Here is a 25,580-nt window from a genome sequence, read left to right on the forward strand (position 1 = left end):
CGGGGAACCCTGTCTGCTCCGAGGCGGCGGGAGAACCACCATCGCGCCCCGGCCGGGTCCGTATCCGCAGCCGGACTGCGGCCCCGCAACCCGGCTGCGGATGGGTCTAGACCTCGTGGGTGAGCCGCAGCCCGAGGGCGGCTTCCATCTGCGCGATCGTGTCCGCCGGGTCTACCGCCAGGATGGTGGCGACCCCGAGTTCTTCGGCAGGAGGAAGGTTGCGGGCGGTGTCGTCGACGAACACGCAGGCGTCGCCGGGCAGATCCATCAGGCCGAGCATGACCGCATACAGTTCCGGGTCGGGCTTGCGGAGTTGGTAGTCCTCGGAGATCAGCACCGTGTCGTAGTTCGCGGCCAGGTCGTAGCCTGCGTAGACGTCATACGGACCGGTGCCCAGGCTGTTGGAGAAGATCCCGACCTTGACTCCGGCCGCACGGGCCGCTTGGGAAGCGGCGATCACCGTCGGCTCCGGGTGCAGGTCTTCCAGCACGCGCCCGAGGAGATTGGCGCCGTCGATCCCCAGCAGTGCGGCTGTCCGCTCGTTCCACTGGATCTGGGTGATCGCCCCGCGTTCCAGGTCCGCGTACAAGGCCGCGCCTTGCGGGTCCTTGGCGATGACCGACAAGAACGTGCCTTCCGGCAGGCCGGCCCGCCGGTCGAAGGCCAGTGCGCACGCAGCCACGCTGGTGGTCAGCACCCCACCGAAGTCGAGGATCAGCCCCGTGCGGCCCTTCACGCTGCACTCCCACTGGCCTTCAGCAGGGTCCTGGTGTCGATCAGGTGCTCGCTCAGGCTCCGCGTTCCCGCGGTCTTGTTGTCCCGCAAGGTCCGGTGCAGGTCGGTGACCCGCCGCAGCGTCCCCCGGTGCTGGACCTGCTCGACCAAGTCCAGGGCCGCGTGGCCGTCTTCGCATGCCTGCTCGACGTGGCCGGCCCCGGCATGTGCCTCCGCGCGGGAGATGAACGCGGTGCAGCGGTGCCGCAGCATCTCCGGCGACAGCCGCACGAGCGCCTGGTCCAGCGACGGCAGCGCCTCATCGAAGCGGCCCAGCCGCGCCAGGTCACTGCCCTCGTAGGCATCCGCTTTGGACAGGTCGAACCAGGCGATGCCGCCCCACCGTTCGTCATCCATGGACCCGGACAACAGTGTGCGCGACGCCTCCATCGAAGACCGGAAGCCGTACTCGTCGCCGGTGGAGGAGTACATCTCCGAGGCGACCGCGTTCGTCCACGCCCGCATCCGCACCGACGCCCCCCGCTTGGCGGCCTCCACCGCGGCCAGCGCGTAGTCCAGCCCGCCCTCCGGATCGCCACCGTAGGAGGTGCCGAATGCCCGGCCGGCCAGGATCAGCGCGGACAACTCTGCGCTGCCGATCTCCTTCGCGATCCGGAACCCCAAGTCCATGTAGGCGTCGGCCTGTTCCTGGTCACCCAGGTCCAGTGACAGCAGGACGGCAGCCAGCGACGCCATCTCGACCATATGGGCCAGCAGCGAGTTCCGCAGACGGGCCGGTTGGGTCTTCGGTTTGAGCGAGGTCACCAACTGGAGCTGGCCATGGGCGACCGGGACGAGGGTGGAGGCCGGGAAGGACTTGTACGACCGGCGGTAGCTGGCGCCGATCGACCGCAACTCGTCCACAGTCGCCTGGTCCACGGCGCCACCAGCCGGTCGGCTGACCTGGGCCTGAGCGTCCGGGGAGAGCCCGGCGACGGCACCGGTCAGACCTGCCAGGGAGCCGAGGGTGAAAGTACGTCGACGCACAATCTCAGAACTTTCCGGATCGGGCGCAGTCGCGCGGGGGGAAGGCGGAGAAAGCAAATGTGATCTGGACGACTGTGCTATCACAGCAGCTCCGGCGTACCGAACGTCGAACGCCAGCACGTAATCGACAGCCAGCCCCAACACCTGAGCGATCCGTTCCGCCAAGCCCACGCTGTCCAGCGCGATCACGCCACGCTCCACCTGCGACACCCAGGACTCCGAACGGCCGATTCGCTCCGCGAGATCCCTCTGGTGCCAGCCCTTGCGACGGCGCCCCTTCTCGATCCGTCCACCGATCGTACTGTCGATGCCCGCCACAGGACGCCCCCAGACGCCGTGATTACTCCACCACGTAGAGCAACCGTACTCACGACGGCATGCCGCCGGCAGCGGAACGACCCGCCTCCATCCGAGTGGAGAGGGCGTCTTACATGGAAGGGCGCCGAGGTGCGGCGGCTGATGCGAGAGCACGGCGCCGCTGCGTGAGCGCCGACACCCTGGGTTCGCTCAGCGAGCCGATGGGGCAGAACCAGGGTCGGCGGCCTGCGGGGTGGGGACGGGTGGACGAGGGCGGGGCGAGGCGGCGGAGATGGGGCGGCGCCGTGCGGGAAAGGGTGGCGCTTTTCGCGGTCGGGCCGAGGGCCACTCCAGTACGCTCGGCTGATGGCTTGGGCGAATCTGCTTGTAGCGGTTGCCGCGATGGCAACTGGCGTGGTGGCGACGTATTTCACCTACGTCACCCTCAGGGGTCAAATACGGCGCCGCCATGATCCCCCGGCGGCGCCGGCGGTTGACGGTTCCGCGCCCTCCTCCGAACCCGCACCTTCCTCTTACGACGTGTTCATCTCGTACGCCGAGGCGGACGAGCCGCACGCCGTCCGGTTGGCCGAAAAACTTCGCCTCCGCGGGATTCGGATCTTCCTGGCGAAGTGGATCGGCCCCGGGCTGGTGGAAATCCTGGAGAAGGAGCGCGCGCTGCTGGGTTCGGCGAATGGCGTACTGATCTTCAGCAGGGCGACGACGGGTGATCCGCGGATCATGGACGAATACGCCGCACTGCTCCAGCGGGTGCACTCCGGGGCGCGCAGGTTCGTCCCGGTGCTGGCCGAGCCGGTGGAACTGCCGCCCTTCGCACGGATTCGGGTGCCGTTGGACCTGGCGTGCGGCGACGCCGAGTACGAGACGCGGGTGGACCTGCTGGTCCGTGCGCTGCGGCCGACCGAACTGGGCGCGGGCTCCTGACCGTTCGGCCGAGGGCGTGCGCCGGCGCGGTGGACGAGTGGCGGCGCCTGCCGAACTCCACCGCTGAATTTCCTTTGGGAACCGCCGGGTTGCTGGATTTCCTCCTACCATGGAGGAGGAGGGCGGGCAGGATTGCGGCGTAGCGGGCAGGGGGGCGGCCGAGTGATCGACGTGTTCATTTCCCACGCGCCGGGTGACAGCGAATGGGCCGAAGGGTTCGCCAAGCGGCTGAACCGGCCCGACATCCGGATCTTCCTCGATCGATATAGTCTGGACTTCGGCGACGTGCTGGTCCACCGACTCGACGCGGCGATTCGCAGCGCCTCCCACGGAATAGCGATCATCAGCCCGGAATCCATCGGCTCACCGCGCGTCATGGAGGAGTACGCCGCCCTCGCCCACGCCTCCGCGGAACGCCAACTCCGTTTCATTCCGGTGCTGATAGGCGACGTGGCACTTCCGCCCTTCGCCGCCAACCGCGTCTGGCGCGACTTCCGCGAGATCACCGATCACCAGTACGACGAGAAAGTCGACGAGATCGCCGCCGTCATCCTGGGCGAGGCCGCGTCCGACCGGGTGGCGGCAGCCGAGGAGAACCTCGCGGCGTCCCAACCGGCGCCGCCGCGCCCGCTCACCGAACCGCCCGAGCACTCCTTCGTGGTCTGCTACGCGGGCGCCGACGCCGAGTACGCCGGGGAACTCGTGCGGCAACTCCGCGCCGGCGGGCTGCCGGTGTGGTCGATCGGCGACTTACGCCCCGGCGACGCCCACTTCTGGACGGTCCGCCGGCAACTGCGGTACGCGGTGGGGATCGTCGTCCTGATGTCGCCCCAGTCGCAGGACTCCGACGACGTGACCCGGATGATCCTCGAAGGGCAGCAGCACGGGCGCCCGTTCGTGCCGATCCTGCTGCACGGCGAGCGCAACTTCCACCTGGCCAACACGTGGTACGTCGACGCGCGGGACGGCCGGCTGCTCGGCGAGGGCGAACTGGCCCTGCTGGAACGGCTGGTGGCCGCCGGGCCGGACGGCGGTGCGCCGGACGGTCCCGAGGTGGACCCGGTGGCCGTCCTCCCGCAGCCACCGACCCGGCCTTCGGTGCGGGCCGTGCGCGTGCCGGCGGCCACCGGACTCAGCCGCCTGGACACGTACCTGGCGGAGAAGGAGTACACCCACGCCGACCTGCTGACCACCTCGCTGCTGCTGGAGGCCGCGAACCGGGCCGGCGACGGCTGGCTCCGCGCGCGGGACGCCCACGCCCTCCCGGCGGAGCTGCTGGCCGGGGTCGACGCCGTGTGGGCCCGCCACTCCCACGACCGGCAGGGGCTGCGGGTCCAACGCGGCCTCGCGCGGGTCCGCAGGGGACGGCACGCGGAGTTCCTGAACCTGTCGGTGGCGTGCGGCTGGCGGCGGGCGGTCGACGACGTCGTGCCGGCCGGCTACCAGGAGTTCGCCGACCGCGCCGGGCCCGGCCGCCGCGCCGGCTTCTTCCCGACGCTCCGCAATCCGCAGAACGAGCACTTCGCCGACTGGTACGACCAGTGGAGCGCCACAGCGCTGGCGGTACACCTACGCCTGGACGAACGGGGAACCCTGCAATGATCACGACGATCGTCATCCTCGTGCTCCTGGCCGCGGGCGCCGGGTATGTCGGCGTGATCGGGCGCGTGGTGGTACCGCCCGGCCATGTCGGCATCGTCCGGCGGCGGTTCGGACCGTCCGATCCCGTGTTCAGGCGGGTCACCCCGTACGACAAGCGGGGCCTCCAGGCGCGGGTGCTGCCCACCAACGGCTCCAGCTGGCTCGTCCCGGGTCTGTACACGGTGGAGATCGTGCCCAGGGTGGACATCCCGGAGGGCAGGATCGGCGTGGTCACGGCGGTGGAGGGCCGCAGCCGTCCGGCCGGCCAGCCGCTCGCGCGGCAGGTGGAGTGCGACAACTTCCAGGACGGGCCGGGGTTCCTGCTCGGCGGCGGTGAGCAGGGCCGGCAGGCCAACACGCTGGCGGGCGGCCAGTCGTACTACATCAACACCATGCTCTTCACCGTGGAGACCGAGCCGCGCACGTACGTACCCCCCGGCACGGTGGGCGTGGTGGAGGCCAGGGCGGGCGGCATCCGGCCGCCGCACCGGCCGTTCGGCAGGCACGTGGAGTGCAACAGCTTCCAGGACGGACACGCGTTCCTGTCCGGTGGCGGGGAGCAGGGCAGGCAACTGGCGATCCTCGGCGGCGGCGCCTACTACGACATCAACCCGGCCCTGTTCAAGGTGACCACCGTCGCCAACGTGCGGGAGTCCCGCGACGGCCTCACCGTCGAGAGCCTCCAGGAGATCGCCATCCCGATCGGTGCGACCGGGGTGGTGGTCACCCTCGACGGCGCCGAACCCCCGCGGGACGGTGCGGCGGAGACCGTGGCGCCGCGGGTGGAGGGGCACGGCAGCTTCCGACTGCCGTGGGTGTTCCTGGCGGCCGGGGGCCGCCGCGGTGTGCAGCAGGAGACGCTCGGCGAAGGCGCCGTCTGCGCGCTCAACCCCTGGTTCGTCAGGGTCATGCTGATCCCGACCCGGCTGCTGATCCTGGAGTGGACCAAGAAGACCGGCGCGGAGGCGCAGCGCAACTACGACGCCGAACTCGAACAGATCACCGTGACCATCCAGGGCCACCGGGTCAACGTCGAGATGAAGCAGAGCCTCCAGATCCCGGAGAAGGCCGCGCCGGTGCTGGTCAGCCAGTTCGGCGGCACCACCTCGGGAATCGGCGGGCTGTCCCACAACCCGGCGCCGGTCCAGCGGTTCGTCGAACGGGTCCTCGGCGCCACCGTGGAGTCCTACTTCAGCGAGATCGCCGCCGCCGCCACCATCCAGGAGTTCCTGAGCAGGTACGCCGAGACGCGCACCGACCTCACCGCCCAGGTCCGCAACGCCTTGCTGGTGTGGGGTGTCGAGGCCAAGGGCACGACGCTGGGCGAGTTCCAGCCCGAGGACGCCAGCATGAACGAGGCGATGAAGCGGGAATTCCTCGCCGAGATGAACAACCGTTTCCTGATGGCGAAGTTGGAGGGCGCCGGCACCGCGGACGAGATCGACGAGATCGAGTCGCGGAAGGACCGGAGGCGTGTCGCCATGCAACTGGAGGCGGAGTTGCAGGCCGAGATCGACGCGCTCGGGCCCGAGAACGCGGCGGTCATCCGGATCGTGCGGGAGTTCGCCCAGTTCCAGGTCCCCGAGTACATCGGCGGCGGCGACATGGCGGGCCTGGTCCAGGCACTTCCGATGGCGAACATGCGGGACATCCTCGGCAGGCTCCGCGAACTGCGCTCAGACCACCAGGTCGGCCGCGGAACGGCTGCGCCTATGCTCGACCAGAAGGCCGGGTTCCAGGGGGAGGCGGAAGAGGCCGCGTCGGAGTGAGTGCGGGGCGGGAGCGTTGGCGTGAGTGACCCTCGGCGCGAGGGCGAAGTCGGGCGGCTTCGGCGGCTGTTCGGGGTCTTCGGTGCGATCCAGGGCGCCGGGCGCTCCCCGGTGTACGCGGCGCTCAGTGAAGGCGTCGTGGGTGACGGTGACTTGCTCGCGCTGCTGCTCGACGCGCCGGCGGACCAGCGCCGGCCCAGCCTTCTGTTCGCGGCGGTGAACCTGCTGCTGGCGGGCGGCCGGGGCGCGGAGTTGGCCGCGTACTACCCGATCCACGGGGGGAGTCGGGCGGTCGACGGCCAACTGGTGCCGGTGTTCGCGGCGTTCTGCCGCCGGCATCGTGACGAGCTGGCCCGGCTGCTGTCGGAGCGGTCCACCCAGACGAACGAGATCCGGCGGTGCGTCGCGCTGCGGCTCGGCGTCGATCACGTCCAACGCCATTGGCCGGGGCCGGTGCACCTCGTCGAGGTCGGTGCGAGTGCGGGGTTGAACCTGCTGTTCGACCGCTACGACTACCGGTTCGACGGGGGAGCGGCGACCGGCTGCGACGGTTCGCGGGTCGTGGTGTCGTGCGAGGTGAGGGGCGGAGCGGGGGGCGGGGAGTTGGGCGGGGTGCCGGGCGGGGAGTGGAGCGAGGCGCGGGGCGAGGGGAAGGGCGAGGCGCGGGGCGCGTCCGGTGCGGGCTTCCTCCGGGCGGCGCCGCCGATCGTACGGCGGCTCGGTATCGACCAGCACCCGATCGACCTGTCCGACCCCGGCGCCCGGGCCTGGCTGGAGGCGTTCGTCTGGCCTGAGCAGACCGCCGAACTGGCCACCCTGCGCGGCGCCTTCACCCTCGCGGCGGCCACGGCGGCCACGGCGGCCACGGCGTCCACGGCAGCCGCGAGCGTCGTACGGGGCGACGCGACCACGGACACCGCCCGTATCCTCGGCGAACTGCCGGGCCGCGAGCCGGTGGTCGTGTTCACCGCGTCGCTGCTCAGCTATCTCACCGCCCAGGCGCGTACCGCGTTCGTCGCCCAACTCCGGCAGGCCGCCCAACGGCGCCCGGTGGCCTGGGTGTTCGCCGAGGCGCCAGGGTTGCTGGCCACCACCGGACTCGACATCCCCGCCCTGCGCGGCCCCCTCGCCCGCCGCAACACCCTCTACCTGGTCGGCGCGAGCCTGCGCGGAGCCGCCCCGGACCACGACCGCTCCCTCGGCCTCGCCGACCCCTACCTGCGCTGGCTCTCCCCGGCCCGCACCCCCGCGGACGACTTCTCCTGGGTCCCCCCGAGCTGACCCTTCGGCGCCGGCGTCGTTGATGGTGTTCCAGGACGGCTGGTGGTACCTGGACCCGGACGGGCAGGTGCGCGGCGCGACGGTCCTGGACAACCTCGTGCACAGCGGCGACATCCCGCCCACCATCGGCGTGTTCGTCGACCCTGGCGTCTTCCCGGACGCCGAGGCCCCGAAGAACCGCAACCACGAGTACGACGCCTTCGACGACCGCTACGCCACCTTCCTGCTGACCGAGATCGTCCCCCAGGTCACCGCGCGCTACGCCATCGCCGAGGAGCCGGAACGCTGGGGCATCTGCGGGGGCAGCAGCGGCGGCAACTGCGCCTTCACCGCTGCCTGGTTCAGGCCCGACAGGTTCCGCCGCGTCATCGGCTGCCTCTCCAGCTTCGCGCAGATGCCGGACGGCAACCCCTACCCCCGGCTCCTCCCCGACACCCCCCGCAAGCCGCTGCGCGTCTTCCTCCAAGCCGGCCACCGCGACCTGCGCTGGAACGCACCCGAACGGAACTGGCTCGCCGAGAACCTCCGCGTCGCCGCCGCCCTGGCCGAAGCGGGCTACGACTTCCGCCTGGTCCTCGGCGACGGCCCCCACACCCCCAACCACGCGGGTGTCCTCCTCCCCGACGCCCTCCGCTGGCTGTGGCGGCCGGACGGCGACTGACCGAACGCCGCTCGCGGAGCCCGTTATCGGAGTCGGGCGAAGGCGTGGTCGGCGTCGGCGACGGCCTCGGGGTGGACGTCGTCGGCGGCGCGGCCGTCGGCGATCTTCTGCCAGTTGGCGCGGGCGAGGACGCGTTGGACGGCGAGGACCTGGGCCGCTTGCAGCCGTGCGCGGATGTCGGGGCCGGGATCGAGGGCCGACGCGAGGGCCTGCTCGTCGTCGAGCAGGTACTGGGTGAGCCGTCCGGCCAGGCTCGGGGTGGTGAACACCAGGCGGTGGAACTCCACCACCGCGGGATGGTCGCTGAGGCCGGTGACGGGTTCGTGGCGGTCGAGGCCGGCCCGGAAGTGCCGGTGCAGCGCCGTCACGGGGGAGACGCCGGTCCCGCGGGCGCGTACGACGCGCGCGGCCTCGCCGTTGTGGTCGGCGAACCGGTGCAGTACCAGGTCCTCCTTGCTGGGGAAGTACCGGAAGAGGGTGGGCTTGGAGACCTCGGCCACCGCGGCGATGTCGCTGACCGAGACCTGGTCGAATCCGTGCGCCAGGAACAGGGTGATCGCCGCGTCGGCGATGGCATCACGGGTCCGCGCCTTCTTGCGTTCGCGCAGCCCTGTCGGCTCGGTCATGGGAGCAGTGTATCAACGTGTAACCGGGTTGTGTTTTTAACCGAGTAACGGTTTGATGCGGGACGTGACTCCTTCAGACATCTCCGACGCGGACCGGGACGGTTCCCGCGGCTCCGCGCGCCTGCCCAAGGACCGCGGCGAGGCACTCACGACCCGAAACCCGACCCGAAACCCACCCCGAAACCCCATGCCACCGGTGCTCGTCACCGGCGCCACCGGCCGGATCGGGCGCGGCGTCATCGACCGGCTCGTGGCCGCGGGCATACCGGTCCGCGCCCTCACGCGCCGGACCGAAGCGGCGGCGAAGCTGCCCGCCGGCGTCGACGTCGTCACCGGTGACCTCACCGTGCCCGCGTCCCTCGACGGGGCGCTGCGCGGCACCGGCGCCGTCTTCCTGCTGTGGACCGCGCCGCCGACGACCGCCGCGGCGGTCGTCGAGCGCCTGGCGACCCACGCGCGGCGCGTGGTCCTCCTCTCCTCGCCGCACCGGACGCCGCACCCCTTCTTCCGTCAGCCGAACCCCATGGCAGTGCTGCACGCCGAGATCGAGCGACTCCTCGCGGCGGCCGGAATCGAGTCGACGATCATCCGCCCGGGGATGTTCGCCTCCAACGCGACGGCCTGGTGGGCGCCCGCCCTCCGCGCCGGCGACGTCGTCCGGTGGCCTTACGGCGCCGCCGAGACCGCCCCCGTCGACGACCGCGACATCGCGGCCGTCGCGGCGCGGATGCTGTACGAGGACGGCCACGCGGGCGGCGACTACGTCCTCACCGGCCCCGAGTCGCTGAGCCAGGCGGCGCAGGTGCGCATCATCGGAGACGTCCTGGGGCGCCCGATCAGGTTCGAGGAGCTGTCGCCGGACGAGTTCCGCGGTGAGACGGAGGGGAAGGCGCCGCGCGCGGTCGTCGACATGCTGCTCGCCGCATGGGGCGCGACGATCGGAAGGCCCGCGTACGTCACCTCGGCGGTCGCCGACATCCTCGGAGCGCCGCCGAGGTCGTTCGCCGAGTGGGTCGCCGACCACGCCGACGCGTTCGAGCGCGCCCCGATCCCGTCGAGCTGAAGTCGACGGGATCGGGGCGGAGTTGACGTGGCCTCGGGGGAGCGGGCGGTCGGCCGGGCCTACACCGGCGGCCGGTCGGCGGTCACCCGCACCGCCCGCACAACTGCTCGCGCCGCACCGCGGAACGGGACGTCGCGGACACCCCCGGCACGGGCGCCCAACGGCCGCGGTGCGCGCGGTGCTGCGGCGGGCCGTACGGCGACTGCCAGGCCGGCCGGTCGGTGCGGTCCGGGCCGCCCCGTACGCGGAACGCGCCGTTCAGCCGGGAGTGCTCGGACGAACACCTGCGGCAGCGGAGGGGGAGGGGTGGCGGGCAGACGAAGGTCGGCGGGCAAGTGGGGAGGACCACAAGGTACTTGGACATGGAGAGACACCGGTTCCAGTGAGAGGACCGCAGCGGAAAGGAGCGCGGCGCACAGCGGCGACGCGCGACGGATCAGCGCTCGGGGGTGCTCACTTGGTGTACAACGGCTCGTCCTCGACCGGGAGACTGCGATGGCTGCGGGCGGAAGCACCGTAACGGCACGCGGATGTGCGGCTCCAGTGGTTTTCGGGCGCCCGGCCGACCGCGCCCGCCGACCGCGCCCGCCGGGCGGACTCGGGTGTGCCCGGCGCCCGCGCCCGGCGCCCGGCGCGCGTCCGCCTCGCGCCCGACCGGCGGGTGAAGTGACCCGCGGGAGGCGCGGTGACCCGCGGGAGGCGCGTCAGCCCGTGGGTGTGCCGATCTGCTCGCGCTCCAGGCCGGAACGCAGTACCGACAGGGCCTGTGCGGCAGCCGTCATGGCGGACGCCTTGCACGCGTCCGCGGTCAGTTCGGCCAGCCGCTCGGTGAAGGTCTCTTCCGCCGCGTCGACCAGTTGCCGGCCGTCGTCCGTCAGGGCCAGCAGCGAGGACCGGCGATCGGACGGATTCGGTCGCCGAACGGCCCAACCCTGCTTCTCCAGCCGGTCGACGGTCTTGCTGGTCGCGCCGATGCCGATGGCGAATTCGGCGGCCAGGTCCGCCACTCGGGCCCCGGGGTGGTCGCGCAGGTAGCGCAGGGCCTCGAACTGCGAGGTGACGATCTCGTGCCGCTCGCGGAGGCGGTCGTTGAGGGCGTTGTACAGACGCGTCTCGCATCGGACCAGGTCGGAGAAGAAACCCGGGAGGTCGACCGTCTCGCCGCTCGCTTTGGATGTCACGGCATGTAGTCTACGTTAGATTCCACGGCATATAGTTCTGTGGAAGCTATTCGCGACAGGAGAAGACGATGAGCAAGGAACAGCGTGCGCGGGTCGACGCGATGCTGCGGCAGCCGCGGCCCGAGGGCCCGCGGTCGGTCGAGGCGATCCGAGCCGGTTTCGAGGAGCTGATGGCGCAGATGGTGGTCCCGGACGGCATCCGCAGCGTGCGGACGGCGCTCGGCGACCGGCCCGCACTCCATGTCGAGCCGGACAGCGGGGCGCGGGCCGGGACGATCCTGTACTTCCACGGCGGCAGTTGGGTGTTCGGCTCCCCCGAAACCGCGCTGTCGCTGACGGGGCACCTCGTGGCCAGGACCGGCTTCGGGGCGTACTCGGTGGACTACCGCCTCGCCCCCGAGCACCCGTTCCCGGCCGCGATCGAGGACGCGCTGAGCGCCTACCGCGCCCTCCTCGACAACGGTCGGGACCCTTCGGGCATCGCGTTCGCCGGGGACTCGGCCGGCGGCGGCCTCAGCGTCACGACCTGCCTGGCCGCCCGCGACGCGGGCCTGCCGCTGCCCGCCGCCCTCGTGATGTTCTCCCCGGGCGTCGACGCGACCCGCACGGGCGAGAGCATGGACACCAAGGAAGGCATCGACCCGATCTTCACCCGCGCGTCCGTGGAACACACCGCGGCCATGTACCTCGCCGGGCAGGACCCGCGCCAGCCCCTGCTCAGCCCGGCCGTCCTCGCCGACCTGACCGGCTTCCCCCCGATGCTCATCCAGGTCGGCACCAACGAGATCCTGCTGGACGACTCCACGCGACTGGCCGCGCGTGCGAGGGCGGCCGGCGTGGACGTCATCCTGGATGTCACCGCCGACGTGCCGCACGTGTTCCAGGCGTTCGCCGGCGTTCTCGACGACGCCGATCTGGCGCTGGACCGCGCGGCCCTGTTCCTCACCCAGCACGTCCGTACGCCCGACGCGTCAGCCGGGTGAGCCGGGTGAGCCTCGGAGCCGTCCGGTGATACGGCGAGCGGGCCCGGGCGGGCCGGAGGGGCGGGAAGGGCGAGGGTCGGCCGGAGGGCGTCGGGCGCGGGTGCAGGCGCGGACGCCGATACGGATACGGATACGGGTGCGCCGCGCGACGCGGTGACGGTCGCGGGGAGCGGTGACGCGAACGCCGTGGACGGCGTCCGCGCGGTGACGGGTTGCCGCGGCCCTCCGCCAACAGCCGCTGCCACGGGCGCCGTTGCGGGTTCCGCTGAGGTCGAGGTCCACGGCAGTGGATCGGCGAGGCCATCAGCATCGAGGAGCAGGTCGTGGCGGACCGGGAGCGGCTGTTCGGCGCGGAGCACCCCGACACGGTCGAGGCGGCGGGTCGTCTGGAGGAGCGGAAGGGGCCGCGCTGATTCCGGTGACGGGGCGCCGCCGCCCGGGCGCCCCTTGATACGGGTTTCGGTCCGCTGAAGGGTTCGCGCCGCCCCGTGCCGCTCGCGCGCCGGGCGCCGTACGGGACGCCGGGCCGTACACCGGGCCTTGCACCGGGTGACCGCGAGCGGCGGCCGGGTGGCCCTCGACGATTTCGGCACCGGCTACGGGTCGCCGGCGTCGCCGCGTTCGTTCCCGATCCACCAGCGCAAGATCGACGGATTGAGGGTGACCGGCGATCCGCCCGCCCAGATCCGGCGTGCCTGCCGCCGACCTGGCCGCCGACCCGGCCGCGGTCCTGCGCCGGTCCCGGACCCAGCCCGGTGGCTGACGCGACCCCGCACGCCGGCGCCGGGAACGCGTCAGGCCAGGTGCCCGGTCAGCTCGGTCACGATGTCGTCGAACGCGTTGAGCATCAGCGAAAGGTGACCCTCGGTCGGTTCGAGGTGGACGGTGGCACCGGTCAACCGGCTCGCCAGCCAGCGGCCGTGGGCGTAGGGCACCATCCGGTCCTCGGCGCCCTGCCAGACCGAAACCGGAGTCTTGACGGCGCCGAGATCGAAGCCCCAGTCGCCGACGAAGGCCAGGTCGTCGTCGCGCCAGCCGGCGATGCCGCTGGACACGGCCGCCCGGAACGTCGCCGCCGTGTAATCGGCGAACTCGTCGGTGAGCGCCCTGCGGTCCACGTCGGACACCAGATCGCCCAACGCGGCCGCGATCTGGCCGGCTTGCACCTCGGCCAGGCCGGGGACCTGAGCGCTCAGAAAGGCGGTCAGCGGCCCCGCTCCGGCCACGGCCGCCCCGAACTCCTCGATGTTCTCCGCGCCCATGCCGCCCAGCCAGTCGAGGCCCTCGACGCCGTGCGGGGCGACACCGGCCACGGTGGCGGCGGCGAGGCACCGGCCGGGCAGCAGCGCCGCGCAGGCCAGAGCGTGCGGGCCGCCGCCGGACCAGCCGACGGTCAGGAACCGGTCGGCGCCCAGCTCGTCCAGGATGGCGGCGACGTCGACGGCCACCGCGGCGACCGTACGGCCGGGCTGCGGCGACGAACCGGCGTATCCGGGCCGGCTGTGGACCACGACCCGCAGGCCATGCCGCGCAGCGGTCGCGACCATCGGCTCGAAGAGCACCGCCGCGGACGGCGTGCCGTTGTGCAGAACCAGGGGCGTGCCGTCCGCGGGACCGGCCACCAGGTATTCCAGTGTCCGGCCATCGGTGAGCTGGAGGTTCGTCATGGGGGAGAACCTACGTCAGAAACGCGCGGACCCGCCGGGGGCGGGCTCCCCTGGCACACCGCCCCAGCGCGTCACGGCGGATCGCCCTCGTCCACCACGCCGTCCGCAAGGTCCAGGAGATCCACTCCAGCGGTCACTGACCGCCGCTCGGCGTCCCGGACGGAGTCACGCACCGGGACCGCCGGCAGCACCGGGCACGGCTCAGCGGTAGTCGATGCCCGAGTTCGCCTCGCTGCCCGGCCCGTCCGCCGTGGCGTTCCCGGTGTCCCGCGCGGTCGCCGTACCGCTGCTCGTACCGCTGCCTGTACCGCTGCTCGTACCGCCCCCGCCCGCCGCGCCGCCCGGGCGGCGCACGCCCGTGTTCGCGTGGCCCCCGTCGCTCGCGCTCGCCGCACCAGTGCGGGTCGCGGTGTCGATCGGGCCGGCCGCCCGTAGTTCCTCGACCGCGCGGGCCAGGGCGCGCGCGAAGTCCTCGTCGTGCTCGGCCGCGTCGTCGAGCGCGTCGGTCAGCCGGCGGCGGGTGCGCTCGCTCGGCTCGGGCCGGCCGGCCTCGGCCTCCTGCCGGGCCCGCTCCAGCGCCGGATCGGCGCCGAGCCGGGCGCTGACCAGTTCGTGCAGCCGGTCCATGCCCGCCTCCAGGCCCCGGTCGACCTCGGCGTCCGCGCGCCTGCCCACCCGCCCGGCCTTGCGGACCAGCCACGCGAACAGGTACCCGACCGCGATCTCCACACCCGTCACCACGACCCCCTCGCCCAACTGCCGTACGCCGTAGGTCCTCACGACGGTACCCGGGAAACGGCGCCCGGACCCGGGGCGCGGCCGGCCTCCGGCCGGTGCTCCGGCATTCCGGGCATCCGGCGGGCGCGACCGCGTGTCGAGCCGTGGAGCGGGGTCCGTGAGGCGAGTCTGGTCGTTCCGGAATCCCACCAGAAGGGGCGAAAATGCCCGAAGTGACCACTCCGTACAAGACCGGCACCCCGTGCTGGGTCGATCTGATGGCGAAGGACCAGCAGGCCGCGCTGGACTTCTACCGCGACCTGCTCGGCTGGCAGGGCGAGGTCGGCTCGGACGAGTTCGGCGGGTACACGGTCTGCGAGTTGAACGGCAAGGCGGTCGCCGGCATCGGCAAGGCGATGGCGGCCGAGGGCACGGCCGTTCCGCCGACCGTGTGGACCAGCTACCTCGCCACCACCGATGCCCAGGCCACCCAGGACGCGATCGTCGGCGCGGGCGGCACCCTGATCGCCCCGGTGATGGACGTGGGCTCGCTCGGCAGGATGCTGATCGCCGCCGACCCGCAGGGCGTGGTGTTCGGCGTCTGGCAGCCCGGCGAGTTCTTCGGCGCCCGGATCGTCAACGAGGCCGGCGCGCTGCTCTGGAACGAGCTGCACACCCCCGACGTGCTCGCCGCCACCGCGTTCTACGGCGAGGTCTTCGGCATCGAGATCAAGCCGATGGACGGCGCCGACGACTACTGGGAGCTGCGGGTCGGCGACCGTACCGTCGGCGGTGCGTCGCTGCTCGACAACGACCCGCCCGGCACGCCCGGGCACTGGCTGGCCTACTTCGCGGTGGACGACACCGACTCCACGGTGGACGCGCTGGTCAAGCGCGGCGGGACGGTTCTCGCCCCGCCGTTCGACATGGTGGCGGGCCGGATGTCGGTCGTCACCGACCCCCAGGGTGCTCCGTTCGCCCTGCTCAAGCCGACCCCGATGTAGCCCGAGCCACCCGTTCCACCTTCTCCACCCGTTCCGCCCGTTCCACCCGCTCCGCCCGCCGGACCTGCTCCACCCGCCGCCCGCACCACCCGGCGCCGCCCGCCGGACCTCCGGTGCGGGCGGCGTTCGGCGCCCGCCCTTGCCCGCGCTGCCGCCCGCACCCCCCAACCGGCCCCCCAGCCGCACCCCTTGTGACGCAGGTCTCAACGAAGCGGTGCAGCAGCCGGGGACGCCCCGCCGTCAATGGGGGGACAGGAAGGGAGGGACGGTGTGGCTCTGGCAGCCAAATGGAACGCGCCGCTTTCCGAGGCGGTGCGCACACGTCGGCTCGGTCGGCGCGGCCGATCCGATCCGGCGTCCGCGGCGTCGTCCGGCATGGACCCGGAGGAGGATTTCCACTCCTACGTCGCCGCCCGCTCGGCGGTGTTGTTCCGCGGCGCCCTGGTCCTGACCGGAAGCCGGGAGGCGGCCGAGGACCTGGTCCAGGAGACCCTGGAGCGCGCCTGCCGCCGCTGGCGCACCATCGCCGCCAAGGACGTACCGGACGCCTACGTGCGGCGCATCATGGTCAATCTGGCCAACGACCGCTGGCGGCGCTTCCGCCGGGTCGTACCCCAGCAGGACGCGGGTGACGACCGGGCCGCCCCGGGGGACGAGTACGGGCGCGTCGACAGCCGGGACCAGCTGGTCCGCGCCTTGCAACGTCTGCCGATCGGCATGCGCACCGTCGTGGTGCTGCGCTACTTCCACGACCTCTCGGACGCCGAGATCGCCGAGGACCTGCGGATCTCGCCGAGCGCCGTGAGGTCCCAGCTCACCCGCGGCCTGGCGAAGCTCCGGGCCCAGATGCCCGCGCTCGCCGAACCTCCGTCACCGCGGTCCCGGGAAGGAAACCCCATCCGATGACCGGCTACGCATCGCCGTCCTCAGGCGGCCCTGACGGTGACACCCACGTCGACCCCTTCGAACAGGAACTGGTGACCGCCTTGAACGACTTCTCCCGCACCTCCCCCGCGCCCCACTTCGACGCCACCGGCATCAGGAGCCGTGTGCGCCGCAAGCGGGCCGGCTTCATCGCCGCCGCCTCCGCGGCCCTCATCGTGGTCGGCGGCGGCACCGCCCTGGCCACCGTCGGCACCGGTTCGCACGCCACGCACTCCGCCGCCGCCCACGGCACCCCGACCCCGACCCCGACCGCGGTCAAGGGCAACGACACCACGGTGCCGTACGTCAAGCCGTTCGACCTGGGGGGCATGAACCTGGACATGGCCAAGGAGGCGCTGGCGCAAGGCGACCTCACGGTCGGCAAGGTCACCTACCGGGCGGTTCCCGCGTGCAAGCCGGGCGCGGTCATCGCGGTCTCGCCGCTCAGCCCGACGGTCCTCCACGGCGGCGAGAAGGTCGATCTGACCCTCTGCCGCTGACCGAGGGCCCCGGGTCGGCGCGTTCACGCTGCGGCGCTTTCGTCGTGCGGCGGGCTCACTCTGCGGCGTGGCGCAGGATCGGGTCGAGCAGTCCGGTGGGGCGTCGTTGCTGGAGGCCGGGCTCGACGAGGCGTTCGTGGTGGCCGGCGCGGTGACGCTGGGCGGGGCCGTACTCACCGGGTGGTGGCTGGTGCGGTCCGGGACGGCGGACAGCCAGGGGGGACTCCGGGGGCGGCCGGCCCCCGGGTAACTCGGATGCGGCCGGGCCGGACCGCTCCTAGGCTGCGGCGGGAGGTGCGGACACCGCGCCCCGCCGGCCGTGGCCGGTCGGCCACCGGAACCGGAGAAGCCCAGCACCATGACGTCCTCGCTCTTCGCCCTCTGTATCGACGCGACCTCGCCGCCGCGCCTCGCCCGCTTCTGGTCCGCCTTCCTGGGCCGGGAGTCCGCGGACGACCCTGACGGCGGCGGCATCGTGCTGCCGCCCGCCGACGACACGGGCTTCAGTATCCGCTTCCTCCCCACCGACCAGCCGAAGACCAGCCAGAACCGGGCGCACTTCGACCTGACCAGCACCTCCCCGGAGGACCAGCGGCAAACGGTGGCCAGGGCACTGGAGTTGGGCGCGCGGCACACCGACGTCGGCCAACTCCCCGAAGAGGGCCATGTGGTGCTGGCCGACCCGGAGGGCAACGAGTTCTGCGTCATCGAGGCGGGCAACAACTTCCTCGCCGGCTGCGGCTTCATCGGGGCACTGGCCGGCGACGGCACCCAGGCGGTCGGCTACTTCTGGAGCAAGGCCCTGGGCTGGCCCCTGGTCTGGGACCAGGACGAGGAGACCGCGATCCAGTCGCCGCACGGCGGCTCGAAGTTCACCTGGGGCGGCCCGCCGCTGATGCCGAGGTCCGGCCGGGACCGGGTGCGCTTCGACCTCGCGCCGCCCGCCGACGGCGACCTCCACGCCGAGGTCGAACGCCTGCTCGCGCTGGGCGCGACCCGTCTCGACACCCCCGGGACCGGCACCGTCGGCGTCACCCTGGCCGACCCCGACGGCAACGAGTTCCGCGTACTTCCACCAGTGGCGAAATCGGGAGGCGCTGCCAGCACGCGGGACCTAGGGTCGGGCGCATGACGCTTGCGCATGGTGTGACGGGGGACGGGCCCGCGGTGGTGCTGCTGCACTCCGGGGTGTGTGACCGGCGGATGTGGGAACGGCAGGTGCCCGCGCTGGTGGCCGCCGGATACCGCGTGGTGGCCTGCGACTTCCGCGGGTTCGGCGAGTCGCCGCTGCCGGGGGAGCGGCACAACGACGCCGAGGACGTGGTGGAGTTGATGGACGTCCTCGGCATCGGGCGGGCCGCGCTGGTCGGGTCGTCGTACGGAGGACACGTGTCGCTGGAGATCGCCGCGCGCCGCCCGGAGCGGGTGGCCGCGCTGGCGCTGCTGTGCCCGGGGCAGCCGGGGCACGAACCCAGCGCCGAACTGCGCGCGATCGGCGAGCGGGAGGACGCGCTGCTGGAAGCGGGCGAGATCGCGGCGGCCGTGGAGCTGAACGTGGAGACCTGGCTGGGGCCGGATGCCGGCGAGGAGGCCCGGGCCGCGGTGCGGACGATGCAACAACGCGCGTTCGACGTGCAGTTGGCCGCGCCCGAGGGGGCCGGGCGCAGGGAGGTGGCGGTCGATCTGTCGGTGGTCGGCGCGCCGTGCCTCGCGGTGTCGGGCGGGCAGGACGTGACCGACTTCCGGGAGATCGGGGCCCGGCTGCCGAAACTGCTCACCGGCGCCGACGTTCGTCATGTCGAACTGCCCTGGGCCGGGCACTTCCCCGGCCTGGAGCGGCCCGAGGAGGTCACGGAGCTGGTGACCGGGTTCCTGCGGGAGACGTACCCCGTGGTCTGATCGCGGTCTGATCGCGGTCCGGCTCGCGGCGTGACTCGCCGTCCCATCGCGGCCGAGGGGCGCGCCGTACGCTCAGTCGCCGGTGGTGCCGTCGGCCAGTTCGCGCAGGACGTCGATGTGGCCGTTGTGCCGTGAGGTCTCCTCGATGAGGTGCATCAGCACCCACCCGAGGGTGACGTACGTGCCGTCCCGCGTCGGGCGCTTCGCGGTCGTCGCGAGGTCGGTGGCGGCGACCAACTCGCGGTAGCGCGCGCTCTGTTCCTCGTATGCGCTGATCAGTTCCGGGAGCGGGGTGCGCGCGCCGATCCGCATCTCCCGGTCCGGGTCCTCGTCGGTCCAGGGGCCCTCGGTGTCCTCCTCCCCGAGGAACATTGCCTGCACCCACCAGTACTCCACCCACCGCAGATGGCTGAGCAGCCCGCCCAGCGTCATCAACGGCGACCCCGGCAGCGGAGCCTTCGCGGCGTCCTGCGCCGACGCCCCCGCGCACTTGGCGACCGCCGTGGCGCGCGCGTAGTCGAGGAACGTCGTCAGCATCGTGCGCTCGTCGAAGGCGGGTGGCATGTCGGTACGGGTCATGCCGTGATGATCCCACCTGCCCGGCCCGGCGATCCCCCCTGCGCGGCCCCCGCGTTCGAGGCCGCCGCGTTCGAGGCCGCCCCGACCGGGGCCGCCCGCTTCCCGCCGAGCACCCCCTGATCCCCGCCGGGGACCCCTGACCATGGGCGAAGTAAAGTAAGGCTATCCTAACTCGCGTGAGAGTTGGGGAACGTTCCGAGAAGTCGGCGCCGCCGCGCCGTGGTCATGAGCTGTCGGCCGCGGACGTGACCGTGGCGTACGACGGCACCGACGTCGTCCACGGCGTCGCGATCACGCTGCGGCCCGCCGAGGTCGCCGCGCTCGTCGGGCCGAACGGCAGCGGGAAGTCGACGCTGCTGCGTACGCTCGCCCGCCTCCAGGACCCGCGCACCGGAACGCTCACGCTCGACGGCGGCACCGAGGCGGCCTTGGACGGCAGGGTGCTGTCCGCGCGCGAGTTCGCCCGCCGTATCGCCCTGTTGACGCAGGGCCGGCCGACGCCGAGCGGGCTCACGGTGCGGGACGTGGTCGAGTTCGGCCGCTACCCGTACCGGGGCCGCTGGGGCCGGCCGGACCCCGGCGGCACCGCGGCGGTGGACCGGGCCCTCGCGCTGACCGGCCTGGAGAGCCTGGCCGGCCGCGGCGTGGACCACCTCTCCGGGGGGCAGCTCCAGCGGGTGTGGCTCGCCGGCTGCCTCGCCCAGGAGACCGGCGTGCTCCTGCTCGACGAGCCGACGACCTACCTCGACCTGCGCTACCAGGTCGAACTCCTCGACCTGATCCGCGACCTCGCCGACGACCACGGCATCGCCGTCGGCGTGGTCCTGCACGACCTCGACCAGGCGGCGGCCGTCGCCGACCGGATCGCCCTGCTCCACGACGGACGGATCGTCGCCGACGGCACCCCCGACGAGGTGCTGACGCCCGAGCGCCTCACCGAGGTCTACGGCATCCGGATCAACGTGGACACCGACCCCGCGACCGGTCGGCTGCGCACCCGCGCGGTCGGCCGCCACCACGCACGAAGCGAAAGGCACCACACCCCCTCATGAGACGTCTCCCCGCCGTCGCGGCCCTCTCCGCGACCCTCGCCTCGGTGCTCGTCCTGGCCGGCTGCGGCACCACCGAGCACTCCACCGACTCCTCGGACTCCGCCGGTTCCCCCTCCGCCGCGTCCGCCGGCGGCTCGGCGACGCCGGCCGGCCCGGTCACGCTCAAAGACGCGTCCGGCGCGACGGTGCACCTCGACCACCCCGCCACCCGCGTCGTCGGTACCGAGTGGGACGTCGTCGAGGACCTCGTCGCGCTCGGCGTCGCCCCGGTCGGCGTCGCGGACGTCAAGGGCTACACGGACTGGGACAAGGCCGCCCCGCTGACCGGCTCGCCCAAGGACATCGGCACCCGCGGCGAGCCGAGCACCGACGCGATCGCGGCCCTCACCCCCGACCTCGTGGTGGCGACCACCGACCTCTCGCCTTCGGTGCTGAAGCAGTTGCGCAAGGTCGCCACCGTCCTGGTGGTGAAGCCCGCCGACGCCGCCGACCAGATCGGCACGATGACCGACGACCTCGACCTCATCGCCCGCGCCACCGGCACCACCACGAAGGCGACGGCCGTGAAGGCCGCCTTCCAGGACAAGCTCGCCACGGGCCGCAAGAAGCTCCAGGACGCGGGTCTGGCCGGGAAGAAGATCGCCTTCGCCGACAGCTACGTCGTGTCCAACCAGGTCTCGGTGCGCGCCTATACCAGCGGCTCCCTGATCGGCGCCGTCAACGAGCAACTCGGCCTGAAGAACGCCTGGACGGTCAAGGGCGACAAGAGCTACGGCCTGGCCACCACCGACGTCGAAGGGCTCACCGGCCTCGGCGACGTGTCGTTCGCCTACATCCAGAACAGCAGCGACGGCGACCCGTTCACCGCCAACCTCGGCAAGAACGCGGTCTGGAAGTCGCTGGCGTTCGTGAAGGCGGGCCATGTGCACCGGCTGCCCGACGGCGTCTGGATGTTCGGCGGACCCGGGTCGATGGAGGCGTACATCGACGGCCTCGTCGACGCCCTGACGAAGTAGCGCCATGGCCGTCACCGAGACGACCGTGCCCGCCCCCGCCCGTACGGCCTCGGCCAGGTCCGGCGCGGGGGCGGCCGCCGCGGCCGGCGCGCTGGTGCTCGTGGTCGCCGCGCTGGCGATGGTCGACATCACGCAGGGCACCGCCGCGGTCGGCGCGGGCGAGGTGTGGAAGGCGCTGACCGGACACGCCGACCAGGCCGACGCGTCCGTGGTCATCGCCTCGCGGCTGCCGCGGATGGTGGCCGGCATCCTCGTCGGCGCCGCGCTCGGCAGTGCGGGCGCCGCGCTCCAGGCGGTGAGCCGCAACGTGCTCGCCGCCCCCGACACGCTCGCGGTGAACGCCGGTTCGTACCTCGCGCTCGGGGTGCTCACCGTCACCGGCGCCTCGCTCCCGCTGCTGGCCTCCTCCGGCGTCGCGTTCGCCGGGGGCCTGGCCGCGGCAGCCGTCGTCCTCAGCCTGTCCGGCCTCGGCGCCGGGACGGTGCGGCTCGTGCTGGCCGGCAGCGCCCTCGCGCTCGGGCTCGGTGCGATCACCGACGCGCTGCTGCTGCTCTTCCCCGAGCGGACCAACGGCCTGTACCAGTGGAGCCAGGGCAGCATCAGCCAGAACGGGTTCGGCGGCGTCGACCAGATGGCACCGGTCGTCGCGGTGGGCCTGGCCGGGCTGCTGCTGGTCGCCCGCCGCGTCGACGCGCTCGCCCTCGGCGACGACGCGGCCCGCGGCGTCGGCGTCCCGGTCCGCGGCACCCGCGTCACCGTCGTCGTGCTCGCCGCGCTGCTGTCCGCCGCGGCGGTGACGCTCGCCGGGCCGATCGGCTTCGTCGGGCTGTGCGCGCCCGCGCTGGTACGGCCGTTGGCCCGCCGGCTGCGCACGCTCGTCCGGGTCCGGGCGGCCGTGCCCTTCGCCGGACTGGTCGGCGCGGCCCTCGTGCTCGGCTCCGACGTGCTGCTGCGCGCGCTGGTCAGCAAGCAGTCCGCGCCCGCGGTGCCCACCGGCGTCATCACCAGCGTCGTCGGCGCGGCGTTCCTGATCGCGATGGCGTTCCGGGCCCGCGACTCCGCGGCCGCCGCCGACACCGACCGGATGCGCGTGCCGACCCGGGCGGGGTTCGCGGTCTGCCTGGTCGTGCTCACCGCGGTGCTGGTCGCCGTGGTGATCGCGGGGGTGCTGCTCGGCGACACCAAGCTGCTGCTCGGCGACGTCACCAACTGGGCGCTGGGCAGGGCCGGTCAAGGGGTCACCTTCGTGCTGGACACCCGGGTGCCCCGGGTGGGCGCCGCACTGCTGGCCGGCGCGGCGCTCGCGCTGTCCGGCACGCTCGTGCAGGCCGTCACCCGCAACCCGCTCGCCGAACCCGGCATCCTCGGCGTCTCCGGCGGGGGCGGCCTCGGCGCCGTCCTGCTGGTCACCTCGGTGCCGGCGGCCGGCGCGTGGAGCATCGCCGGGGCCGCGTTCGCCGGGTCCTCGGCCGCCGCCCTGATCGTCTTCGGGCTCGCCGCGCGCGGCGGGTTCCAGCAGAACCGGCTGGTCCTGGTCGGCGTCGGCGTGTCCGCCGCCACCACCGCGCTCATCAGCCTGGTCATCGTGCTCACCGACCCGTTCGACGCCACCAAGGCCCTGACCTGGCTGTCCGGTTCGACCTACGGGCGGACCGGCCCCGACCTGGCGCCGGTCGCGGTCGTCCTCCTCGCGGGCACCGGCTACGCGGTCGTCAGGCGTCGCGAGCTGGACCTGGTCTCCCTCGACCAGGACACCCCCCGCCTGCTCGGACTACGGCTCGCCCCCACGCGGTTCGGGTTCCTCGCGGTCGCCGTGCTGCTCAGCGCCACCGCGACCGCCGCCGCCGGAACCATCGGCTTCGTCGGCCTGGTGGCCCCCCACGCGGCCCGCGCACTGGTGGGCCGCCGACACGTCCGAGTCCTCCCGGTCGCCATGATGCTCGGCGCGACCCTGGTCTGCGCGGCGGACCTCCTGGGCCGCACCGTGATCGCCCCGGCCCAACTGGGAGCGGGGCTCATGACAGCGGTGGTGGGCACGCCGTACTTCGTCCGCCTGCTGGTCCGCACGCGGAAGTAGCCGAACGCGGCGCCCCGCCTTCTTGCGGTACGCGGGAAGGGGGCGCCCTTTTCGGCGGGCGCGGCGGGGGCGCCCTCCCCCCGGGTGAACTCCTGACTGCAACTCTTCCACCGGCGTGGGGGTGTCGTGACCGGGTTGACAGCCCGTCACCGTGAAGGTGGGCAGGGGAGTCGGATCTTCGCCGACGTCCAGTTGACGCGATCTCCCCGCGCTGGCGTCATCGGATGGGTGGAACTGGGGTGCGAGAGGGACCCAACTTCCGCTTTGCACAAGCCGCCTGACGCAGATTCACCAGAGAGGCCGAACTTGTGACGGACTGGTGAGGGCTCGTGCGAGTTGTGTCCATGGCGTGGTTGTCAGTGGGACTTCGCGTGCTCATTGGAGGGGAATTCATCATCATTTAACCGTCTTCACCCTATTCGGAAGACGTAAGTTGATCTGTCGCGCGAAAGTTCCCCAACTCCCTGGCGACGGCTACCGCCACGTAACCGGTACTGGGGCCCCCGTCGTCCGCGGTGACGGCCGCTTTGGAGATGTCGACACCAAACAGCAGTGGACCCAGGAGTCCTGGAAGCAATGATGCGGACCTGCCGAGGAGTGACTCCTTTGGCGACGGTAGCAACAACATGGCAAATTCCCTGATCGGGATCATGGGAATGATGGATCTGCCCGAGGAAGGAGTATCTTCCGGCAGGGGATGCAGCTTCGCGCCGACGACCCCATCCTCATGGCCGACGGCAAGACGAAACCCATCGCCAAGGTCAAGCCCGGTGACAAAGTCCAAGCCGCGGACCCGGACAACGGAAAACACCAGGGCCCTCGCGCTGTCACGGCCACCTGGATCAATTCGGAACATCGAACTTCGTTCCAGGTTCGCGCATTTTGCGTTGTGAACGAGGACCGGCGTGGTCCCCGCCACAACATAGTACGTGTGGAGTTGGTCGATGGTGAGGTTGTACATGCCCGCAGCGCCCGGGCGCACTTGGCGCGCGACGAGACGGACGTGTCCGTTGGTGGCCGCGCTGAGGTTGTCACCAATTGCGAGCTCCCCGGCGGGTACCCATCGGTGGGTGGTGTCGTCCCAGAAGGGGTGGTTGGAGGTGGTATGGCGGACGCTGCTTTGGCCGGGGGTCGTTTCGATGGTGAGGTCGATAAGGTCGCCGTCGTGGTTGCCGACGACGTCGTGAACGTCACTTGGATTCCTCTCCCTTCCGAGATAGGAACTGTAGGTGCACGCAGAGTTGAGCAGACAGTCATGGATGGATTGACGTCGCAGGGTGTAAGACTCTTGAACCGGAGAAACCCAGAGATCGAAGTTCCAATCGGCGGATATCTGCCCTAAGCCTCTACTGGAGTTTGTGATGGGAACCTGGGGCTCAGGCCCGTTCGACAGTGACACCGCAGAGGACTTCCTCGATGAGATGGAAGAACAGCCCGCACCGCGGCGTCTGGAAGTCGTTGAGCGTACGTTTCGCGCCGCCATTGAGGCGGGCGGAGGTTCGACCTCATCCGTGCTGCCTGAGGAAATTATGGCTGCTTCCGCTGTGGTTGCGGCTAATGTTCCAGCTGGGCGCTCCTTGCCTTGGAACGAGGAATATCCGAGAATCACAGAATGGCTGACGAAGCCCATTGCGCCTCTCCTCGCCTCGTCTGCAAGTCAGGCGCTGGAATTGACATTTCCTGCAGACGGCTGGTTTTGGAGGAGCTGGGTCGACGTCGGCGAGAGGGAAGAGGCTCAGGCCGCGATCGACAGTTTGAGAGCTGTATTGCGGCCCGTCAGCGAGGGCGAGTCTCGGTAGCCTCCTCAGAGCCCCGGCAAGGTTGTCTTGTAGCTCTGTGGCGTGGGGTTTTGCGGCGGGGTAGCGGTGCGCGGGCGTGTTCCGGTCCGGTTGGATGGAGGTTCCTACGCCGTACCGTCCGACCAGGGGATCACGCCC

General features: G+C 72.0%; 24 protein-coding genes and 2 pseudogenes. 17 read left to right on the top strand and 9 right to left on the bottom strand.

Going from position 1 to position 25,580, the window contains the following annotated elements; genetic code table 11:
• Positions 1-106: 106 nt before the first annotated feature.
• From ACIPAE_RS01385 to ACIPAE_RS01395, 3 genes and pseudogenes are all read right to left on the bottom strand, one after another.
• The gene (locus tag ACIPAE_RS01385) at positions 107-736 is read right to left on the bottom strand and encodes an HAD-IA family hydrolase (RefSeq protein ID WP_329364768.1); all 630 of its coding nucleotides are present in this window, start codon (positions 734-736) and stop codon (positions 107-109) included.
• Entirely contained in the window at positions 733-1,761 is a 1,029-nt protein-coding gene (locus ACIPAE_RS01390; RefSeq protein ID WP_402442665.1) for a hypothetical protein, read from the bottom strand. Before ACIPAE_RS01390 ends, ACIPAE_RS01385 begins: the two co-directional genes overlap by 4 nt.
• A 132-nt stretch (positions 1,762-1,893) precedes the next feature.
• A pseudogene (locus tag ACIPAE_RS01395) lies at positions 1,894-2,232 on the bottom strand (multiprotein-bridging factor 1 family protein); the annotation flags it as partial.
• Positions 2,233-2,424: 192 nt separating this feature from the next.
• Between ACIPAE_RS01395 and ACIPAE_RS01400 the strand changes: the two are divergent.
• From ACIPAE_RS01400 to ACIPAE_RS01420, 5 genes and pseudogenes are all read left to right on the top strand, one after another.
• A complete protein-coding gene (locus tag ACIPAE_RS01400; protein WP_329364763.1) occupies positions 2,425-3,003 on the top strand; it encodes a toll/interleukin-1 receptor domain-containing protein in 579 nt (192 codons plus the stop codon).
• A 162-nt stretch (positions 3,004-3,165) separates the two neighbouring features.
• Complete coding sequence (locus ACIPAE_RS01405) at positions 3,166-4,605, top strand: TIR domain-containing protein (protein WP_402442137.1); 1,440 nt, start codon at positions 3,166-3,168, stop codon at positions 4,603-4,605.
• On the top strand, positions 4,602-6,413 hold the full coding sequence (locus ACIPAE_RS01410) for an SPFH domain-containing protein (protein ID WP_402442139.1): 1,812 nt from the start codon (positions 4,602-4,604) through the stop codon (positions 6,411-6,413). The genes ACIPAE_RS01405 and ACIPAE_RS01410 overlap by 4 nt, the downstream gene beginning before the upstream one ends.
• A gap of 21 nt (positions 6,414-6,434) precedes the next feature.
• Entirely contained in the window at positions 6,435-7,694 is a 1,260-nt protein-coding gene (locus ACIPAE_RS01415; protein ID WP_402442140.1) for a DUF2332 domain-containing protein, read from the top strand.
• Between the two features lie 13 nt (positions 7,695-7,707).
• Positions 7,708-8,355, top strand: a pseudogene (locus ACIPAE_RS01420) (alpha/beta hydrolase); the annotation flags it as partial.
• Positions 8,356-8,378: 23 nt separating this feature from the next.
• On the opposite strand, the gene ACIPAE_RS01425 reads toward ACIPAE_RS01420, so the two are convergent.
• Positions 8,379-8,981: a TetR/AcrR family transcriptional regulator gene (locus ACIPAE_RS01425; protein WP_402442142.1), complete on the bottom strand. Its 603-nt coding sequence runs from the start codon at positions 8,979-8,981 to the stop codon at positions 8,379-8,381.
• A gap of 187 nt (positions 8,982-9,168) precedes the next feature.
• Between ACIPAE_RS01425 and ACIPAE_RS01430 the strand changes: the two genes are divergently transcribed.
• On the top strand, positions 9,169-10,044 hold the full coding sequence (locus ACIPAE_RS01430) for an NAD(P)H-binding protein (protein ID WP_402442144.1): 876 nt from the start codon (positions 9,169-9,171) through the stop codon (positions 10,042-10,044).
• Between the two features lie 704 nt (positions 10,045-10,748).
• On the opposite strand, the gene ACIPAE_RS01435 is transcribed toward ACIPAE_RS01430, so the two are convergent.
• Positions 10,749-11,225, bottom strand: coding sequence for a MarR family transcriptional regulator (locus ACIPAE_RS01435; RefSeq protein ID WP_366412405.1), 477 nt, complete (start codon positions 11,223-11,225; stop codon positions 10,749-10,751).
• 68 nt (positions 11,226-11,293) lie between these two features.
• Between ACIPAE_RS01435 and ACIPAE_RS01440 the strand changes: the two genes are divergently transcribed.
• Entirely contained in the window at positions 11,294-12,208 is a 915-nt protein-coding gene (locus ACIPAE_RS01440; protein WP_402442146.1) for an alpha/beta hydrolase, read from the top strand.
• 794 nt (positions 12,209-13,002) lie between these two features.
• Here the strand turns inward: ACIPAE_RS01440 and ACIPAE_RS01445 are convergent.
• Together ACIPAE_RS01445 and ACIPAE_RS01450 are read right to left on the bottom strand one after the other, a co-directional pair.
• Entirely contained in the window at positions 13,003-13,875 is an 873-nt protein-coding gene (locus ACIPAE_RS01445; RefSeq protein ID WP_402442148.1) for an alpha/beta fold hydrolase, read from the bottom strand.
• Positions 13,876-14,076: 201 nt separating this feature from the next.
• The gene (locus tag ACIPAE_RS01450; protein ID WP_402442150.1) at positions 14,077-14,655 is read right to left on the bottom strand and encodes a hypothetical protein; all 579 of its coding nucleotides are present in this window, start codon (positions 14,653-14,655) and stop codon (positions 14,077-14,079) included.
• 161 nt (positions 14,656-14,816) lie between these two features.
• Between ACIPAE_RS01450 and ACIPAE_RS01455 the strand changes: the two genes are divergently transcribed.
• The 6 genes from ACIPAE_RS01455 to ACIPAE_RS01480 all read left to right on the top strand — a co-directional run bounded on the left by ACIPAE_RS01455 (position 14,817) and on the right by ACIPAE_RS01480 (position 18,919).
• A complete protein-coding gene (locus ACIPAE_RS01455; RefSeq protein ID WP_329364740.1) occupies positions 14,817-15,596 on the top strand; it encodes a VOC family protein in 780 nt (259 codons plus the stop codon).
• 270 nt (positions 15,597-15,866) lie between these two features.
• Positions 15,867-16,502 (top strand): SigE family RNA polymerase sigma factor, encoded by a 636-nt coding sequence (locus ACIPAE_RS01460; RefSeq protein WP_402442153.1) that lies wholly within the window; start codon positions 15,867-15,869, stop codon positions 16,500-16,502.
• Positions 16,499-17,020, top strand: a complete 522-nt coding sequence (locus ACIPAE_RS01465) for a PASTA domain-containing protein (protein WP_402442155.1) — start codon at positions 16,499-16,501, stop codon at positions 17,018-17,020. Before ACIPAE_RS01460 ends, ACIPAE_RS01465 begins: the two co-directional genes overlap by 4 nt.
• 67 nt (positions 17,021-17,087) lie before the next feature.
• Positions 17,088-17,270, top strand: a complete 183-nt coding sequence (locus tag ACIPAE_RS01470; protein WP_402442157.1) for a hypothetical protein — start codon at positions 17,088-17,090, stop codon at positions 17,268-17,270.
• Positions 17,271-17,378: 108 nt separating this feature from the next.
• Positions 17,379-18,152, top strand: coding sequence for a VOC family protein (locus ACIPAE_RS01475; protein ID WP_402442159.1), 774 nt, complete (start codon positions 17,379-17,381; stop codon positions 18,150-18,152).
• Positions 18,149-18,919 (top strand): alpha/beta fold hydrolase, encoded by a 771-nt coding sequence (locus tag ACIPAE_RS01480; protein ID WP_402442161.1) that lies wholly within the window; start codon positions 18,149-18,151, stop codon positions 18,917-18,919. Before ACIPAE_RS01475 ends, ACIPAE_RS01480 begins: the two co-directional genes overlap by 4 nt.
• Before the next feature lie 72 nt (positions 18,920-18,991).
• Here ACIPAE_RS01480 and ACIPAE_RS01485 read toward each other — a convergent pair whose 3' ends face one another.
• Positions 18,992-19,498 carry a DinB family protein gene (locus ACIPAE_RS01485; RefSeq protein ID WP_402442163.1) on the bottom strand — a complete coding sequence of 169 codons (507 nt, stop codon included), beginning with the start codon at positions 19,496-19,498 and terminating at the stop codon, positions 18,992-18,994.
• 176 nt (positions 19,499-19,674) lie between these two features.
• Here ACIPAE_RS01485 and ACIPAE_RS01490 point away from each other — a divergent pair, with 176 nt between their 5' ends.
• From ACIPAE_RS01490 to ACIPAE_RS01500, 3 genes are read left to right on the top strand one after another with little or no spacing between them, the layout of a single operon-like run.
• Positions 19,675-20,550 (top strand): ABC transporter ATP-binding protein, encoded by an 876-nt coding sequence (locus ACIPAE_RS01490; protein WP_329364725.1) that lies wholly within the window; start codon positions 19,675-19,677, stop codon positions 20,548-20,550.
• On the top strand, positions 20,547-21,566 hold the full coding sequence (locus ACIPAE_RS01495) for an ABC transporter substrate-binding protein (protein WP_402442165.1): 1,020 nt from the start codon (positions 20,547-20,549) through the stop codon (positions 21,564-21,566). Before ACIPAE_RS01490 ends, ACIPAE_RS01495 begins: the two co-directional genes overlap by 4 nt.
• A 4-nt stretch (positions 21,567-21,570) precedes the next feature.
• Positions 21,571-23,643 carry an iron ABC transporter permease gene (locus tag ACIPAE_RS01500; RefSeq protein ID WP_402442167.1) on the top strand — a complete coding sequence of 691 codons (2,073 nt, stop codon included), beginning with the start codon at positions 21,571-21,573 and terminating at the stop codon, positions 23,641-23,643.
• 415 nt (positions 23,644-24,058) lie between these two features.
• Here ACIPAE_RS01500 and ACIPAE_RS01505 read toward each other — a convergent pair whose 3' ends face one another.
• Complete coding sequence (locus tag ACIPAE_RS01505) at positions 24,059-25,042, bottom strand: polymorphic toxin-type HINT domain-containing protein (protein ID WP_402442169.1); 984 nt, start codon at positions 25,040-25,042, stop codon at positions 24,059-24,061.
• A 22-nt stretch (positions 25,043-25,064) separates the two neighbouring features.
• Between ACIPAE_RS01505 and ACIPAE_RS01510 the strand changes: the two genes are divergently transcribed.
• Positions 25,065-25,442, top strand: coding sequence for a hypothetical protein (locus tag ACIPAE_RS01510; protein WP_402442171.1), 378 nt, complete (start codon positions 25,065-25,067; stop codon positions 25,440-25,442).
• The last annotated feature ends 138 nt before the right edge of the window (positions 25,443-25,580 follow it).

Origin of the sequence: Streptomyces sp. NPDC087270 (assembly GCF_044744625.1) — a bacterium.
GTDB lineage: Bacteria > Actinomycetota > Actinomycetes > Streptomycetales > Streptomycetaceae > Actinacidiphila.